The following is a 17,217-nucleotide window of genomic DNA, read 5'->3' as shown; positions in this document are numbered from 1 at the left end:
AATGCAATCGGTTATCGGTCTTCTTGGTCTTTGTATAGTCTTGAGTATACTCTCTCCACGCTTTCTAAAATGGGGTAATATCCTAAACGTTTTGACTCAAACATCGTTGAATGCAGTTATGGCCATCGGAATGACATTTGTGATTCTAACCGGTGGCATAGATCTTTCCGTGGGTTCAATACTCGCGTTCTCTGGAATGGTAACGGCTGGTATGATACATTCTGGACTTAACGTATGGATTGCTATTCTTATTGGCCTAGTTATAGGAACTGTTCTGGGCTTGGTTAACGGCCTGTCGGTAACAAAAGGAAATGTCCCACCGTTTATTGCTACGTTGGCTATGATGACTATGGCTAGAGGGGCGACGCTGGTCTACTCAAGTGGGCGTCCAAAATCAAACTTAGGTGAAGCTTTCGGTTTTCTCGGGCAGGGCAAAATACTATCTATACCAGTTCCTGTAATCATTTTGTTCTTTGTTTTTATTATCGCCTACTATGTTTTGACCCAGACAGCTACCGGGCGTTACATATATGCCACAGGCAGTAATGAGAAAGCAGCTAAATTATCTGGAATAAAAACTGATTACATAAAGCTTCTAGTATATGCTGTGTCCGGTTTCACTGCTGCATTGACAGGTATGGTAGTTACGTCTATGCTTGATTCTGCCTCACCTACTGCTGGGACTGGCGCGGAGCTTGATGCCATAGCTGCTGTTGTACTAGGCGGTACTAGTTTATCTGGAGGACAAGGAGGTGTAGTTGGGACTATTATCGGAGCTCTAATAATTGGCGTGTTAAACAATGGACTTAACTTACTTGACGTCTCCTCGTACTATCAGCAGTTAATAAAGGGCATCGTAATACTGGTTGCAGTGTTAATCGACAGGAGGAGAAGGTAGCAATGCCTTTTCAGGATGTAGTACCATTGCGGCTTCAAAAAGTTGATAAAAGATGAAAGGGAGGTACGGAAGCATGGAAAGGAAGAGCGTGAAGAGGGTACTTGGAGTACTGGTGACATTGTTCCTTGTGGCAGGTTTGGTCGTGGGTTGTACAGGAGGTACAAAGCCTGAACAGGGTCAGCAAGAGCAGAAGAAGATTGGACTTGTGATTTCCACTTTGAACAATCCATTCTTTGTGACTCTAAGGGACGGAGCTCAGCAGAAAGCTGATGAGTTAGGCTATGAACTCGTCGTACTTGATTCTCAAAATGATTCTTCCAAGGAGTATTCAAATGTTCAAGATATTCTTCAGCAAGGAATCAGTTTACTGCTCATAAACCCCGTTGACAGCGATGCTGTAGCCAATGCTGTAAAGCTGGCAAATGATGCTAATATACCTGTCATTACTTTGGACAGAGGAGCCAACGGCGGGGAAGTGGTGACCCACATAGCATCTGACAATGTAGCAGGTGGCAAGATGGCTGGTGAATACATTGTTCAGCAGCTCGGTGGGAAAGGCAAAGTTGTGCAACTCGAGGGCATACCTGGTGCGTCTTCTGCGAGAGACAGGGGTAAGGGTTTCATGGAGGCCATAGAAGGCACAGAAATTGAGCTTGTGGCCTCCCAGCCGGCGGACTTTGACAGGACCAAAGGGATGACTGTTATGCAAAACATTTTGCAAGCGCAACCTGAAATAGATGCCGTATTCGCACAAAACGATGAAATGGCACTGGGTGCTGTCCAAGCAATCGAGTCTGCTGGACGGCAGGGGATCATGGTAGTTGGTTTTGACGCAATTGATGACGCTTTGCAGGCTATAAAAGACGGAAAGATGGCAGCAACGGTGGCTCAGCAGCCGGACAGAATAGGATCTCTGGGCGTTGAATATGCTGACAAAGTGCTCAAAGGTGAAGAGGTACCAACTTACGTGCCTGTCGACTTAAAGCTGATCACAAAGGATAACGTGGATACATTGGACTGAAGAACAACATTGTAGGTGAAAGCATGGCGGCCCCTTTGGTAAGTAGGGGCCGCTTCTTTTATAGATATTGTAGGGTAGGTACGGTGTTTCTTAATGTCGAACAGAACTTTGCTACAAACTTTGGAATCCTCTCTCTACAATTGCTGCTATGCGTTTTCTGCGTTCCTTTAGGAAATCTATGTAGTCTGTTTCGTACCAGCCTTTCCAAAGAGCATGCAAATCGTACATTCTCTCTAGTTCCTCATCAGTTAAGACACTCTCGTACTTGGGCGCGTACTCTTTTGGTGGAAGGTCAGAAATTTTATCATTGTCACCCCATTCTACCAGAGCATAGTTTGCAACCTGGTTAATCAGCCTTCGGTCTCTTATGCCTGTTCTTTCTAAGTATTTACGCGGAAATAGATGGTGGCGCTCTATCGCTTTCCTCTTGGCGTTGATACCGGGCTTGAGTAGGTCAGCGACTTTCAGCTTTGAATAAAGTACAGGTGCGTCAAGTAAACAAAGAGCTGCATAGTAGGCGAATTGTCCAGTGTTTTGGGCTGCTGAAGTTTCTAACTCGTTTGGTAATGTGAATCTCCAGTAGTCTGATGTTAGTACAGCGTTGATTTGCTGTTCCAAAACGTCCACAAATTCTTGTGGTGTAGTTTTCCCCCTGAGCAGCGCTAAGTCTTGTTCCATTCGGCTTTCTGGCGAACTGCTGTATCTACCAGTCAAGGAAGACATAAAGAACCACTTTGCTATGATTCTTCTAAGGGCATTGTCGTCAATTCTAAAATCGCGTTTTCCTATGAGCCACAAGGCATAACTGTAAACTACAGCCATTTCGGAGGAGATGAGTTGATCACTCTGATAACCGGCGTACAAGAGAACTTTGAAAAAATCATGCCAGTTTTGAAGATTTAGTGTGTATGATTGAGCTTCTTTAAGTACGGCGAACTGGGCGTCGCGACGCTCAGGAGAAAACTCTCCGGTCTGTAAGTCTTTTCCTCGTAATATGGAGTATACGTATTCAAGTCTGGCTCTACGAAAGCCCAGTGCCACGCTTACGCGAAGCAATTGATCTGGACTTGGCCGGAAATAGTAGTTGAACGGTGATGCTTCTCTACCGGAGGGAGGAGACTTTGCGCGTCTGCAAAAATCTTCTAACTCTTTTCTACCGTCGTCCCAGAAAACTGACATCAATGTCAATATAAAATCGGCTTGATTCAATGCTGTCCCTTTACTATTAATGCGAACGAATATTTCCGATACATCTTCTTCGTTTACACTGGAAGAAATTTCTAATGCAGTCAACGGGTATTCGCTTAATTTGATTACGTTGTTTATAGCATCCGGGATAGTTTTCTCTTGTTGGTCGGTTAACTCATATTGCGAACGTAGGCGCTGAAGATACTCAGTTATGAAGGCATAGGAATTTGTTTTTGGATCCCACAGTACGCTAATATCAGGTATCCACTGTATGTCTCTTTCAATTGCAGGGTTAGTTACTTCAAACTTTTCTTCTATGGGGTTAAAGGCTATGCGTATACGCGTTGTGCGAAAATCCTTATCGATAATAGGTACTGCTTTCATTACGGCGTAAAGTGAAGTCAAACGCTGTTGACCGTCGACGATGAGTAGTTCAGGACTCACCTGCTTTTGATCCATTCCAATAACTCTATGGTCTCCGCTAAAACCATTTTTCCAGAAAAGCAAATAACCAATGGGATAGCCTTTGTACATTGAATCAAGAAGATCTCGGACCTTGATAGTGGGCCAAACGAAGGGACGCTGTATGTTTGGCAAACCGATTTGCCCTACCTCTATGTCCTGCACCAGCTTTTTCACGGGGAAACTCACCTGATTGAAAAGCACTTCAGACATTTACTTATCCTCCCTGTAACATGCCATATGCGAGAACCAATGTTGTTTCCCTAATATGGTTCTCATCGCATTTATACTTTCATTATCGCACTTACAAACCCCATTAGTGAAAAACTGTGTTTGTTGAGTATCAACTTCATGCGTACTCGTCAATCGTTTAGACGTCAGCCTCAAATGTGATGCATATAGGCTCTTGTTCAGTTATTGGTTCTTCTACGTTAGGTTTTCTGTTGTAAATGAAGCCAAGTATTTGTAGTGCAATGATGGGAGTCATCGCTACCATGGCAACAATGCCAAATCCATCAACCAGGAGACTGGCGTGCTCCACAGCATCAGCTACGCCATGTGCGAATGCCAAAATGAATGTTGCTGTCATTGGACCTGACACTACCGCGCCAGAGTCAAATGCAATACCGTAGAAAAGTTCAGGAACAAAGTAGGTCATAGCGAGGGAAATGATGTATCCAGGAAGCAAGTAGTGCCACAACTGCACCTGCGGGATTAGAATCCGCACCATGGACAAAGACACGGCAGCTCCCACGCCCAAAGACAAGGTAAACAATACGGCGCTTCTCTTTAGGTTGCCGTTGGTTACTTGCTCGACCTCATCCACTAAAACATAAGCAGCGGGTTCGGCAAGCACTGTAACCACGCCAATAATGAAACCAATAAGGATGAGCAGGCCTTTGTTGTCTAGCAAGGCGATGTTGTAGCCCACGGCGTTTCCAACTTCCATGAAACCCGCATTGGCTCCTAACAGAAACATAACTAAGCCGATAAAGGTTAACAACATGCCAGATAAGATGTTTTTCACAGAAGCCTTTGGTAGTTTGAATGCTACTACTTGGAAGACCAGAAACACAACAAATATGGGAAGTATTGCTATTAGGGCTTCCCGTGCTATGGAAGGCAGCATTGCAATAAAGAGACCTAATACCGAGGAAGATTCAACAGCAGCAATTGGAAGGGCACCTGTGATTCTATCAGCTTTAGACAGAATGCTCATTAGCATAATGGCAATAGTCGGTCCTGCAAAAGTTATAGCGACCAGACCGAAGCGCTCTTTATCAGCACTTTCTCGGTCCTTCTTTAGGCTGGATACTCCTGCCGCCAAAGCTAGTATAAAAGGAACCGTAGTAGCTCCAGTGGCAGCCCCCGAAGCATCGAAGGCAATGGCAAGAAACTCTGGTGGAACGAACAAACCGAGAGCGAATATGATGCCACAGAGTATTAAAAGTACTCTTTGAAGGGGAACATCACGTATTATTCTAACTAGGCCCAAAGCAAGCATGGCTGCTATACCCAGCGAAACAATTAATACGATGCTACTCTTTGCGATTGATCCTGCTGTGATGCTGTGTACTTGTCCAGCCAAAATGTGTAGATCGGGTTCCGCAATGCATATGAAGAAACCCAGTAGCAAGCCACTTATAATAACGGCCCAGATCTTATTTGATTTAGAAACTGTGGACCCAGTTATGCTACCAATAGGTGTAATACTACTATCGACACCCATGAGGAAAAACGTCAAACCCAAGATTATCAGTGCCGCACCTATAAGAAATCTAAAAACCAATGTCGTTTCCATGGGAATTACCGTGAAATGCAGAATTAGTACCATCACTGTTACAGGTATTACAGAAAAGCTGACTTCTTTGAGTTTTGCTAAAAACTTGCTCAATTTAGCTACCTCCTCTCTTTCGTCCTAAAGAATGTGACAATAAGGTAGAGTAAGGCCTTTAAATTGGTTGCCACTTCGGCCTTTTTGGGAATTGTTCCCAGTGGATGTTACTCTCTTGCTACCAAGACGTTAGTTGTACATGTGTTGGACCCCAATAAGAAACTGATCTCACACTATCACTGTTACTTTCATGAGCTACAGCTAAGCACTATTTACCAATTTTCTTATTTCTTATAATATTTTACCAGTATTAGGAACGTTTCATTCCCCGCTCAGGGTTCATCATGGGTAGCAACATCTTTGTAGCTGCTGTGCATATGTTCTGGGAGTTTTCAACTTACTTGTGTAGTGTGAGCGTGAGTCTTTTGATTCATATAGTACCTTATTGTATCCATGTAAACTCTAATGAAATAAAGAACTGCTGCAGAAGGACAATGAACTTAAAACTACTTGGGATCGTAATAGTCCAAGGTGAATGCTTTGTGGTAATACACCTAGCATCAAGTAGACATGTTTAGCGTGGCCTTTGAGATAATTAGATAAACATAGTCTATCAAATACAAAATACGTTGACAAAGTTCTTCTACAGGTGTAGAATGATATCACAGGTGTTCGTCAACTGTAGAAGGAGGGGAAAAAGTGAAAAAGTCCATAAGGCGTCTCCCGGATTCTGAACTGGAGATCATGAAGATCATTTGGGATGCAAAAGAGCCTGTGACATCTGCTTACATAAGCGAGAAGCTGAAGGGCAAAAAGGATTGGAAGATTACATCTATACTTACGTTTCTTGCGAGGTTAACAGAGAAGGGGTTTATTGAGTGCAAGAGAGAAGGGAAGGTAAACATCTACAGACCGCTGATCAGTGAGCAGGAATACTTAGAGAAAGAAAGTAAGAGCATCTTGGAAAAGTTGTACAACAACTCTCTAACGAATTTTGTGGCATCGCTTTATAACAGCAACGCCATAGCTGAGGATGAGTTAAAGGAGCTCCAGGAGTTCATAGAGGAGCTTACAAGGGGGGAATGAGTATGCTTGAGACCTTATTTCAGAAAGTACTTCAGGTCTCTATGAGCACATCAATAGTTATAGGCGTGCTACTACTATTACTGCCACTTATAAACCGTAGTTACAGTGCTAAGTGGCGCTATTTAGTATGGCTCATTATAGCTGTCAGACTGCTTATACCATTTAGTCCAAGCATAGCTGGTGAAGCGCCTGTAACCATACCATCGGTAAGTCAGAATGTGCAGATTCCTATTCCACTACCAGCTAATACAAACTTGAGTGAGCAAACAAACATTATACCGACGCAACCCACTCCTGTGGTAACGCCAAACAGTTCAGCGGTGCGCACAATCACGCTGGCAGACCTACTGCCTGTGATCTGGCTGATTGGAGCAATATTGTTCATGACTTACTACTTTGCAGGTTACATAGTGTTTAGAAAGTCGGCAATGCGTTTTTCAGAAATTGTAGAGGACGAGCAAACATTAGCTACTTTTAGCCAAATGAAACAAGAGATGGGCACAAAAGGGAACATAGAACTAATCAGGAGTAAGAAGGTACAGAGTCCCATGATAACAGGATTCGTTAAGCCTATTTTTCTACTACCGTATGTTGAGTACAGTGAAGCGGACTTAGAACTGATCATGAAGCATGAGCTCATCCACTACAAGCACAAAGATATATGGAACAAATTGGTTATGGTAGTAGCAAATGCAGTGCATTGGTTCAACCCGCTAGTGTATGTAATGCGGTACAGAAGCAACGCGGACATTGAGATGGCATGTGACAGTGAGCTAGTAGAGGGGACGGGCACAGAGTTTAGAAAGCAGTACAGTGAGACGATACTGTCGGCTATACATAAGGGAAGGGAAAGAGAGACAGTATTTTCCACTTATTTTTACGGGGGAGTGAAAACCATGAAAGAGAGGCTGGGAAACATATTTGATGGAGGGGGAAAAAGAGGAGGCATTGTTGCTTTATGCCTTGTAGTAGCTGCGGTTATCGTCATTGGTGCGTTGGTTGCCTGTGGAGGTAGCACAGCAGCAGAACTTACCGCGGAAGAAAAAGCTCAGATTACAGAACTCCTTGACAACTTTGGTCGTGAGCTGACGAATGTAACAATAATAGACCCAGAGAATGTTGTAGCTGAGCAGATAAAAGAGCATTACACGCCTTATCTGACATCTAACCTACTATCAAAATGGGTTCTTGATCCTTCTCTGGCAATGGGAAGGACGACGTCAAGCCCTTGGCCTGACCGAATAGAAGTAGACTCTATGGAGAAAGTTGATAGCGACAGGATAAAGGTTCAAGGCTATGTGGTCTGGGTTGCCAGTGGTGGGCAAAATGGGCTTAAAGTTACAGCTAAAGTTCCTGCTGTGTTCTTTGTAAAGAAAGATTCTTCAACAGGTAAATTTCTCATTGACAACGCCTTCAGTAACAAATATGCGTTCTATGACACAGAGGAGCTGACTAAGATGCTTCAAAGCGTTTTACCAGAAGCTGGATCACAAAGTGAGCCTTTTATTGTAGCTACGTGGCCTCTGATTGATGGTAGCGAAGAAGAAATTGCGCTTGCTTACATGGGTACGGGTGGTGCTTATGTGGACTATTACACCTTATGTATAGGTCAGGATGATAAACTGGCGTTGGCAAACTTTAAAGATGAAGACGGAGCTGTCGGACCCCATGTGTTTGCCGAAGGTGCATCTGTCAAGCATGAGGTAAGACTTAGCGTGTACAACGCATCTCCGCTTAATTTCTACGTTTATCAATATCAGGTTGACAGAGATGATAGTGACGCTATCAGCAACATAGACGTTGAAGCCTATCGATGGAATATGGATGCTCAAGTTTTCGAGTTTGATGCCGATGCTTCTCAGCAGTTTAAAGAGGAATTAGAAAACAGTTTGGATGTAGATAAGGTAATACTTGCTCAGCTGTCCAATGCGTTGCGAGAAGCGCTTGTAGCAAATTATTCCCCATATTACAAGGACATAGGTATCCATTTAACACTTGACCCAAGAGCTGATTCTTTCACAGTGAAGGATGGCGTTGCCAGTGCTATTTTAGACGCCAATATTACTGCGACATTGAAAGCAGAAAAACTTGAAGACATGCCTTTTGTAAAAGGTATGCTGGATTATCTCGAGAGTGTAAGATCTACTCTTACAGATGCTCAGCTAGATGCTGCAAATGATGTCATCGACGACTGGAAGTCGGAACTTAGTGGTTATATTGGCAAGCCAGAGCCTACTTCTTATGCAACTTATAAGGTTGTAGCGAGGGTTGACGATAGCGGGAATATAGATAAAGATACTGTGAAGTTCTATATTGAACAGCCTTCCACAACCGGAAGTGGTTTTGAGTTTTATCCAGTTCCCGACCCAATGTTTGATTCTGAGGAGACCTTATATCGAAATGGACAAAATGCTGTTAAAGAGGCCATAGAGAAAGCAGGGAAGTAGCTGAAATGATGGCGCGGGGTAAACAACATGAGGGGAAAATACTACATAGGTGTTCCATTGACCATTGCAGTGGGGGCGATTTCTCTTGTGTGATGTGCAAGTTCGATTGGTAGCGAACCGAACAAGAATTTGATTGCTCTCTTTTCCTTAACGCCTAGGATGGGGTCTGTCGTGACAGCGAAGGGCGACAAATGGGATGCAAAAAGTACCAGAGCAGTCAATGCCTAAATTTAGCGAAGAAGTATTAAAGTTTGCATCCAATTTTTTGCCTTTCTGTACTTGGAAGCTATAAGGGTAACGTCATCTTTGAGTAACGTTCAAACTTGGAAGGTTACATTTTTGCCATCGATGGGGTTAGAGTAGCTGCTTCAGGAATTCAACTTACTTATGACGACGGCAACGTAGAAATACTAAATGAAGATTGGAAGGTATTTTCTAAAGCATCACTTGGACAAGGCGCGCAGCTAATGTTACCCAAAACAGAATGAGTAATAGACGATTTGAAACTTTTTCGTCCTTTCTGCGTCTTTTCTATGAGGGCGATAAAATGGTGAATTTCTAAGCAGGGAGGCAACCCTCAAGTAATACAAGTCGATTAGAAAGGAGGAGGGATATTTGTGAGAGTTATTAGAGGTTTACAGATGCCGTTTTTTGTGTTCTTAGCTGCATTCGTCGTTTTCCTGCTGCCAGCAAGCAACATTTACGCGGATACTGCCCCTTTTTTCATAGGGGGCGTAAATATAAAGCCGTACCAGGAAAGCAACATTGTACTTTCAAAAGAAAACCTAACCATTACGTTTAACAAAAGTGACGACATGAGAAACAGTACTGCAAGCGTGAATGCTCAGTTTATCTTTGTGAATACGGGGGATAAAGTCTCGCTTAAGGTTGGTTTTCCTTTCAGTTTAGCCAGCAGACCTGGTTTTGACACAACGAGCACTTTGGAATCCCTTAAAGTGAAGGTGAAAGTGGATGGTAATCAAATTACACCCACGTTTGTTGCGCCGGGTCAGCAGGGAGAATATGCTCCGCTCATCTATTTTGACGTCACTTTCGATAAGAATGAAACGAAAGAAATTCAGGTTAGCTATGAGGGGAAGGCAGCTGGGGGATATTTCCTATATGTCTTGAATACAGGCTCTTACTGGAAGGGCCCTATCGGAACGCTTGATATGACCTTCAAGTTCCCTTATAAAGCGGCCGCTCTCAACGTGTTTAGTATTACGCCAGGCGGATATAAGATTGATGGGAACGAAGTTGTCTATCACCTCGTAAACTATGAACCTGTGCAGAACATAGAAGTGGAGTTTCTTCCTTACTACATGTATGAAAAGGTAAACCCGCTTAGGATAAAAGCGGAAGCAAGCGACAACGCCAGCGATTGGTTCAACTACGCCATGGCTTTCTTCCCCGAGAATCCCATAGGTTCCATGGATGAGTTTGTGGGCTGGTATCGCACGCCTGGTTTCAGCGACTATGTGGAAAGTGTATTTAAAAAAGCCGTTAGCCTGCAAGAGGAGGGTTCTCCGGAGCAGGTAGTTCTTCAAGAGGTTTATAGTGCTCACTATGAAGCCCCTGCAAGTTTTGCAGAAGGGTTAGACGCTGTTTTGAAGCTTGATGGTAATCATGTGAGTTTGCCTTCCACTTCTTTGGATATTTTGAGGGAAAACATTGGTTCCATAGAGAATGCCACTGAGGGCAAAATCCTCGGTTACGTCATGGAATATGCTGTGGCTGCAGATCTTAAACAGAACAGGCCCACTCAAGCACTTTCCGATTTTGATCAGCTTTTGGAGCTTGCTGACAGATATTTTGACAAAGATACCTATTACAGTGTTTCCCCAGTGCTCAGTATGGCTATGCAAAACATCATAGGGAAAGGCATGACAAAATATGTCTCTCCTCCCTTTACGCAGTGCTTTATTCCTTCTGTCTCCTTGAAGAATCAAACGCTGACTGTGCATTACGATGTTCCTTACGACCTTGGTCTAGCTTTAGAAGATTTTGATAGCAACAACGATCAAAATCCTCCTAAAGACTACCGCATCGTGGGTGCCTTGGAGAAAGCACCGCCGTACGGTTATGTAGTGACTGTGACGTTCCCTAAAGGCGTAACAGAATCGCAGTTTGCGAGCGTCAAGGAGACCTTAACACAGCTGGGCAACGGTGCCTTTGATGTAGCTCCCGACTCCCAAACGGCGAAGCTACTTAGCAGCTATTTTGGAAAAATTCTTGACAATGTAATGCTGGAAAATGGGAAGTTGGCAGTGATCAAATCTTATGTAGCCAGCACGCCGGAGCTGGAGATGGGTTTAGCTGACCTGAGCCTGGAGATAAGGAAGATTACAAGCGCGCAGCAGCAGTTCAAAGACACCCCGTTTGATGAAGCATTTGGCCAGACGATGCTAAGTTACCTTTCTTCAAATAAAGCGTATTTTGACAATTTGCCCAGAAACTCTGCCATAACGTTTGGCGCCGTGGCACAAACAGGAGCGAGTGGACCAACAAGTCAGAGCCTCATAATTGCTATCATGGCAAGCCTTGTTGCGGTGCTCCTCATTGCCTTTGTTTTGGTGACGGAACGCAGAAGTAAAGTTGAGGACGCGAACGCAAAAGAATAGAGGATTAAATAAAAAACAATGTCGCCTCACCAGAGCCCCTTGGTGGGGCGCTTTTTATTTCCTGATTACCACCAGTGCATTGCTAAGATCTCTGCCAGGAGTTGTAAGCAGTTTCCCTTTGTAATACAAACCACTGGAAGCTCCACCATCAATGTTCATGGCATTGTAAGCACCCAGTTTTTGCATAATTGTTGCTAAGTCCTCTATTTTCGCACTGCTTACGGTCACCATGAGGAGCTTGTTATCTTTTGTCAGACCAAGCGCACTGCGTGACATGGAATATTCTGTGATTTTGGGTATGGTGTAGTTTTCTGCTTCCGGGTTCACCGTTATCTTGCCATCGGTAATGAGGTGTGGACCTGCACTCAAGGCGCCCTCGATTACACCCTGCTGCCAGATATCCGGGTTCCCATTGTAGACGTAGTAATTGTCAATGTACCTTAACACAGTCCCTACATGGAATCTGTCCTCGTATTTTTTCTCACTGCCGTAGATGTTGATTACGTAACCATCTCTGGGTATGCTCACATTGTCCCCGTGTATGACCTGCGTTACTGTATTGTTTCTTACTATGACGTTCGTGCCACCGTTGTACGCACGTGTCGTGGAGCCACGCTTGGGCGTATACAGGTTTATCGACCCTACCGTACTCCAGTACTGAGGGGACCTGTTTATGGTTCCGACGTACCAACCCATGTCCATTATCCATGGTTCCATGTCAGGCGCGAGCTCGACGTACAGTCCTTCTATTTTCATGCCAATCAGACCTATGTCTGCTCTACCATCTTTTGTAAAGCCAAAAGTAGTGGCTGGTTTGTCACGGAAGCACAAATGTTCGATTCTACCATCTATGATCAGGTTCCCAGAGGGCTCCTTCGGGTTGGTGGTTTCATAAGCTCTGAAGAACGTTCCATTTATAGCAGCAATAGCATTGCTACGCTGTGCCATGCTTAGAAGTGATTCTGTTAGGCCTATCTGGTTTTGACCATAAGCAATCTTTAGATCTACATGAGGGTTGTTAAGAAAAACCTTCACAACCTTTACATTGAACGTTTTTCCGCCAAAAGACATTTGCATAGTGCTGGAAACGGCATCTGTATCTATGTACACAGCACGCTCTGTTTGATCCCAATCTACATACCTACCAAAGGCTTCGCCAATAAACCGCAGCGGTACGTAAGTTCGTGCCCCGTTTATAAAGGCGGGTACATCCAGAGAAACCTCTTTCCCATCAATTTGCGCTATCGAGTTACCAATTTGCAAAGAAATAGTCTTTGAACCTTGCTTTACCGTTACGGTCTTAGTTTGATCGTTCCATGTCACCTGAGCGCCGAAATATTCAGAAATATAACGTATTGGCAGAAAGACACGCCCATCTCTTAAGATAGGAAGGCTATCAAAACTCTTCTTCTGCCCCTGTATGTAAATAGGTATGGGAGAGTTGCTGGTTTGGGCTTGCACGTTTATAACCTGGGTAGATGTTCCTAAAAGCGTGCAAAGAAGAAAGGCGCATATTGCAACAACCGTAATCCTTCTAAAACGTGAGTTCTTCACTTCATTCAGCCCCTTTATGCAAATGCTTGGGGTCCTTCAACTTGGGACCTCTTTTTTGGCCGCATATATCTATCATAAGCTAATCTTACAAGAACTTATTGCACATAAAACGTGCATGCAGCTCATAGTAGCAAATGTTTGTGCAGTCAACAAGCAAACAAAAGGTATACCCGACTTCGAAAAACGCTTGAATGGCATTTACCTAAACGAAAGCAGACCTAAAAAAGTTTGTTGAAGTGTTTGACGAAAAACTGCAGTCTACGTTGGACTACAAGAAGATCAAGAGAAATGTATCCTACAAGACGTTGATAAGACTAGAACTTTATAAACTCGAGAAGCACTTCATGGGTGAAGATATTTACAGGCCTTTTGTGGCAGAGTGGTGACCAGTTGATATGTATGTGATAATGGTCTACGATGTTGGAGAAGAACGCGTTGCGAAGGTTCTAAAGACGGGGAGGAAGTATCTTACATGGATTCAGAATTCTGTTTTTGAGGGACAAATTACAGAATCGAAGTTGGAGAAACTCAAGACGGAACTTAAGAAAATAATAGAGCCAGAAAAGGATAGTATCATATTCTTCAAACTTAGAGAAGCCTACTTGACGAAAAAAGAGATTATTGGTCGAGAAAAGCATGACACCTCTAACATCATATAAAAATCTGTCGACCCCAGATAATGCAAAAAACCCGGGACTTTGACAGAATGCACTCATTGAGCAACGGCATCGAGGAATCCAATACTTCATGGTAAAATGTTTTAGAAAAGGCTTTCCGTCATCGCAGGCAAAGTTTTTGTGCAAGAGGCGTTTTACTGCAGGGACGGTGGGTGTTTCTAGCTTACCTACGAGGGATTGAAACGATCCTTGAGCGACGAGGCTATGGACCCAGATCTTCGTTTCTAGCTTACCTGCAAGGGATTGAAACCAGCACAAAGGTAATTGAAGGAAAGCGACAAGTTTAGTTTCTAGCTTACCTACGAGGGATTGAAACTTTGGAAAGAAACGTGAGAAGAGCAATATTTAGAAGAATGGAGGAATGAATGAGAAAAACTGCTTTCAACGATGTGTCGGTAACCCTGGCACGCCCGTTTGTTAAATGGGCTGGCGGTAAAGCTCAACTATTGGATACCTTTAGGGATTATTATCCCAGAGCACTTCAGACTGGCCGGGTTAAAAGATATATCGAACCCTTTGTTGGTGGAGGCGCTGTGCTGTTTGACATTCTGCAAAGCTATAATGTTAAGGAAGCCTTTGTTTTTGACATTAACGAAGATTTGATAAATGCTTATAATGTTGTAAAATATTGCGTTAATGAGCTCATTGAGATACTTTCATTTTTGGAACGGGAATACTTGAGGGCGGATGAAGAAGAACGTAAGCATATGTATTATGATATTAGGAATTTATACAACAATGCCAATAAACAGCCGGGCTTGAATGTGGAAAGAGCCGCTCAATTCATATTTCTCAATCACACATGCTTTAATGGTTTGTATAGAGTAAATAAGGCGGGACTTTTCAATGTGCCGGCGGGGCGCTATAAAAATCCTAAAATCTACGACGAAGAAAACCTATATTCGGTTAGCAATGTGCTTAAAAAAGTTAGTATATTCGCTGCTGATTATAAGGCGAGCTTGAATTATGTAGATAAGGATAGCTTTGTCTACATTGATCCGCCATACAGGCCGCTTACTGCTACAGCCCGTTTTACATCATATAGCAGATATGACTTTACCGATGACGATCAAATCGAGTTAGCTCAAGTCTTTAGAGAGATGAATAAGATGGGTGCTTTGCTAATGCTCAGCAACTCTGATCCGAAAAACGTTGATTTAAATGATAGCTTTTTTGACGAATTATATAAGGATTTTCATATTTATAGAGTTTACGCTAAGCGCAGCATCAATGCTAAGGCCGATGGAAGGGCGAGCATTAGTGAGCTGATTGTGACAAATTATAAAGTAAAAAGAGGAGTATATGAAATATAGCAACCTATTTTATAAACTTATAAGTTGCAAGGATGAGGATGATGTATTTGAATACCTTATAAGAAATTTGAAAGAAACTATTATAAGCTGGGATTTTTTTGTAGCATGGGAAAAAGTGATTAACAAGGTGGAGGATATAGAAATCTCGCTTAACTTGCTTAACTATCTCGTTGGGAAAGAGAATATAACCGAAAAGTTTGCAGAGCTTGTCTCAAAGTATCCGGAGGTAATTGATGTTTTGCCAGTACTTGTTGCATGGCGAGCGAAAAACGTTAAAGTGCTCGACCCTCTTGATGATAATATCTTTAATTACAAAGAATACTCTTTTGAGAAAAAGTCTTCATACACAACTGAAGAAATAGCATCATTGACCGAATTTGCAGATAAGACAGGCCTGCTTGCTATGTTTAAAAATGAGAATATAAAAAGCGTCGTAGATTATGTTACTGGTGTCGAAGTTGGCCTTGATACGAATGCAAGGAAGAATAGAAGTGGTGCGGCTATGGAAATGATAACCGAGCTATTGATAAAAAGGATTTGCGCCAAGAATCGCTATAATTATATTTCACAAGCTACTGCTCATAAAATAAATGAATTGTTTGGTTATGAGGTAAAAGTTGATAAATCGGAGCGTTCATTCGATTTCGCCATAGACAATGGGGATAAGCTTTATCTTGTCGAGACGAACTACTACGGTGGAGGAGGCTCTAAGTTAAAAGCAGTGGCAGGAGAATTTGTGACTTTGTGTAGGTTTTTAAAAAGAGAAACGCCGCAGCATACCTTTATTTGGATAACAGACGGCTTGGGCTGGAAGACGGCAAAAAAACCATTGAGGGAAGCGTTTGATGAAGTCGATTATATATTAAACCTCTCCATGCTGGAAAACGGAGTGTTGGAGAACATTATATTGGAAGGACTATAAAGGTATGTCGCTAAAAGTGAAGTGTCCTATATGTGGCTATAAATGCACCAAGACGGAGTATGCAAAACATCTTGAATCGTACCACGTTGAAGATTATCAGCGTATCGTAGACGAAATAAACAAAGATATAAAGAATGGCATGAGCATAAAAGATGTAGCGCAAAAGAATTCCTTGACTGAAAGGTTCGTAAAAGGTGTGCTTGGTTATAGGACATTAGTAAAAGAAGAAATGACAAATTATAATGTTAGCAAAGCAAAAACTGAAATATGGGAGCCTGAGGATTTTTCTTTGGAAACAACTACTGTATGGGGTTTTCCTGACAGAGGTGATTGGGCAACTCATTCTGGCAAATACCGGGGTAACTGGTCACCTTATATACCCAGAAATGTGATATTGAGATATTCAAATGAAAATGATGTTGTACTGGATCAGTTTGTAGGAAGTGGGACTACACTTGTGGAGGCAAAGTTATTGGGAAGAAGGGGGTTAGGCGTCGATATAAACCCCGATGCAGTAAAACTTGCGCTGTCAAATGTTAATTTTGAACATAAGTGCGGCTTGGCTGACGTACATATTGGAGATGCAAGAAACCTCGATTTCGTAAAAGATAGTAGCATTGATCTTATCTGCACTCATCCGCCATATAGCAATATTATCAAATATAGCGATAATATAGAGGGAGATCTTTCACATTACGACATACCTGAATTTTTAAAAGAAATGTATAAAGTAGCGTCAGAATCATATAGGGTCCTAAAAAGAGGTAGATTCTGCGCTGTTCTTATGGGTGATACGCGCAGAAAGGGTAACATTATACCTCTTGGTTTTAGAGTTATGGAAGTATTTTGCAAAGCGGGGCTTACTCTAAAGGAGATCGTCATAAAGGAACAGCACAACTGTACTTCAACAGGCTACTGGAAAAAGCAGAGCATAAAATATAATTTTTTGCTAATAGCGCACGAATATCTATTTATATTTAAAAAATAGCTTTTGGGGCAGTTTGAGAAGGCCATGTCTGCTGGGAAGAAAATGGAGGGCGGCATGGACAAGCTTGATACATGAAATGTTTGCGCTATTAGTGGTCAAACTCAAAGGTGGTATGCTTGAGGACCATATGGTCCGCTGCAAGCAAAAAAATGTTTATCAAAAGGAATAAAAAAGCGAGTATTACTCATTTCAGCTTTTAGCTTACC

14 protein-coding genes are annotated in these 17,217 nt (G+C 42.7%); 11 read left to right on the top strand and 3 right to left on the bottom strand.

All coding sequences use genetic code 11. The features are described from left to right. Position 1 precedes the first annotated feature (1 nt). A complete protein-coding gene (locus COPRO5265_RS06710; protein WP_049750697.1) occupies positions 2-898 on the top strand; it encodes an ABC transporter permease in 897 nt (298 codons plus the stop codon). Positions 899-971: 73 nt separating this feature from the next. After that, complete coding sequence (rbsB, locus tag COPRO5265_RS06705) at positions 972-1,919, top strand: ribose ABC transporter substrate-binding protein RbsB (RefSeq protein ID WP_041735839.1); 948 nt, start codon at positions 972-974, stop codon at positions 1,917-1,919. Between the two features lie 111 nt (positions 1,920-2,030). On the opposite strand, the gene COPRO5265_RS06700 is transcribed toward rbsB, so the two are convergent. After that, the gene (locus tag COPRO5265_RS06700) at positions 2,031-3,782 is read right to left on the bottom strand and encodes a GmrSD restriction endonuclease domain-containing protein (RefSeq protein ID WP_012544572.1); all 1,752 of its coding nucleotides are present in this window, start codon (positions 3,780-3,782) and stop codon (positions 2,031-2,033) included. 157 nt (positions 3,783-3,939) lie between these two features. Further along, positions 3,940-5,463: a DUF1538 domain-containing protein gene (locus tag COPRO5265_RS06695; protein ID WP_012544042.1), complete on the bottom strand. Its 1,524-nt coding sequence runs from the start codon at positions 5,461-5,463 to the stop codon at positions 3,940-3,942. A 639-nt stretch (positions 5,464-6,102) separates the two neighbouring features. Here COPRO5265_RS06695 and COPRO5265_RS06690 point away from each other — a divergent pair. The 4 genes from COPRO5265_RS06690 to COPRO5265_RS06680 all read left to right on the top strand — a co-directional run bounded on the left by COPRO5265_RS06690 (position 6,103) and on the right by COPRO5265_RS06680 (position 11,557). Continuing rightward, positions 6,103-6,489 carry a BlaI/MecI/CopY family transcriptional regulator gene (locus tag COPRO5265_RS06690; RefSeq protein ID WP_012544000.1) on the top strand — a complete coding sequence of 129 codons (387 nt, stop codon included), beginning with the start codon at positions 6,103-6,105 and terminating at the stop codon, positions 6,487-6,489. Positions 6,490-6,491: 2 nt separating this feature from the next. Then, complete coding sequence (locus tag COPRO5265_RS06685; RefSeq protein WP_143708133.1) at positions 6,492-8,936, top strand: M56 family metallopeptidase; 2,445 nt, start codon at positions 6,492-6,494, stop codon at positions 8,934-8,936. Between the two features lie 323 nt (positions 8,937-9,259). Continuing rightward, positions 9,260-9,424, top strand: coding sequence for a hypothetical protein (locus COPRO5265_RS07550; RefSeq protein WP_012544769.1), 165 nt, complete (start codon positions 9,260-9,262; stop codon positions 9,422-9,424). A 129-nt stretch (positions 9,425-9,553) separates the two neighbouring features. Next, entirely contained in the window at positions 9,554-11,557 is a 2,004-nt protein-coding gene (locus tag COPRO5265_RS06680; protein WP_143708132.1) for a hypothetical protein, read from the top strand. Positions 11,558-11,611: 54 nt separating this feature from the next. Here COPRO5265_RS06680 and COPRO5265_RS06675 read toward each other — a convergent pair whose 3' ends face one another. After that, the gene (locus tag COPRO5265_RS06675; protein WP_143708131.1) at positions 11,612-13,111 is read right to left on the bottom strand and encodes a stalk domain-containing protein; all 1,500 of its coding nucleotides are present in this window, start codon (positions 13,109-13,111) and stop codon (positions 11,612-11,614) included. A gap of 236 nt (positions 13,112-13,347) precedes the next feature. Between COPRO5265_RS06675 and COPRO5265_RS07545 the strand changes: the two genes are divergently transcribed. The 5 genes from COPRO5265_RS07545 to COPRO5265_RS06650 all read left to right on the top strand — a co-directional run bounded on the left by COPRO5265_RS07545 (position 13,348) and on the right by COPRO5265_RS06650 (position 17,011). Beyond that, a complete protein-coding gene (locus COPRO5265_RS07545; RefSeq protein ID WP_012543976.1) occupies positions 13,348-13,497 on the top strand; it encodes a hypothetical protein in 150 nt (49 codons plus the stop codon). Positions 13,498-13,506: 9 nt separating this feature from the next. Beyond that, the gene (gene cas2, locus COPRO5265_RS06665) at positions 13,507-13,770 is read left to right on the top strand and encodes a CRISPR-associated endonuclease Cas2 (protein ID WP_012544435.1); all 264 of its coding nucleotides are present in this window, start codon (positions 13,507-13,509) and stop codon (positions 13,768-13,770) included. A 383-nt stretch (positions 13,771-14,153) separates the two neighbouring features. Continuing rightward, positions 14,154-15,101: a DNA adenine methylase gene (locus COPRO5265_RS06660; protein ID WP_012543803.1), complete on the top strand. Its 948-nt coding sequence runs from the start codon at positions 14,154-14,156 to the stop codon at positions 15,099-15,101. Next, positions 15,091-16,023, top strand: coding sequence for a type II restriction endonuclease (locus COPRO5265_RS06655; RefSeq protein ID WP_012544252.1), 933 nt, complete (start codon positions 15,091-15,093; stop codon positions 16,021-16,023). The genes COPRO5265_RS06660 and COPRO5265_RS06655 overlap by 11 nt, the downstream gene beginning before the upstream one ends. A gap of 4 nt (positions 16,024-16,027) precedes the next feature. Further along, on the top strand, positions 16,028-17,011 hold the full coding sequence (locus COPRO5265_RS06650) for a TRM11 family SAM-dependent methyltransferase (protein ID WP_012544199.1): 984 nt from the start codon (positions 16,028-16,030) through the stop codon (positions 17,009-17,011). Positions 17,012-17,217 lie beyond the last annotated feature (206 nt).

The sequence above is a fragment of the Coprothermobacter proteolyticus DSM 5265 genome (genome assembly GCF_000020945.1).
GTDB lineage: Bacteria > Coprothermobacterota > Coprothermobacteria > Coprothermobacterales > Coprothermobacteraceae > Coprothermobacter > Coprothermobacter proteolyticus.
This window is presented reverse-complemented; position numbering and strand designations above follow the sequence as displayed.

What these genes read in the sequence shown, in the direction of transcription:
- COPRO5265_RS06710 (WP_049750697.1), top strand. Translation starts at nt 2, where the DNA reads ATGCAATCGGTTATCGGTCTTCTTGGTCTTTGTATAGTCTTGAGTATA.
- rbsB (WP_041735839.1), top strand. Translation starts at nt 972, where the DNA reads ATGGAAAGGAAGAGCGTGAAGAGGGTACTTGGAGTACTGGTGACATTG.
- COPRO5265_RS06700 (WP_012544572.1), bottom strand. Translation starts at nt 3,782, where the DNA reads ATGTCTGAAGTGCTTTTCAATCAGGTGAGTTTCCCCGTGAAAAAGCTG.
- COPRO5265_RS06685 (WP_143708133.1), top strand. Translation starts at nt 6,492, where the DNA reads ATGCTTGAGACCTTATTTCAGAAAGTACTTCAGGTCTCTATGAGCACA.
- cas2 (WP_012544435.1), top strand. Translation starts at nt 13,507, where the DNA reads ATGTATGTGATAATGGTCTACGATGTTGGAGAAGAACGCGTTGCGAAG.
- COPRO5265_RS06660 (WP_012543803.1), top strand. Translation starts at nt 14,154, where the DNA reads ATGAGAAAAACTGCTTTCAACGATGTGTCGGTAACCCTGGCACGCCCG.
- COPRO5265_RS06655 (WP_012544252.1), top strand. Translation starts at nt 15,091, where the DNA reads ATGAAATATAGCAACCTATTTTATAAACTTATAAGTTGCAAGGATGAG.
- COPRO5265_RS06650 (WP_012544199.1), top strand. Translation starts at nt 16,028, where the DNA reads ATGTCGCTAAAAGTGAAGTGTCCTATATGTGGCTATAAATGCACCAAG.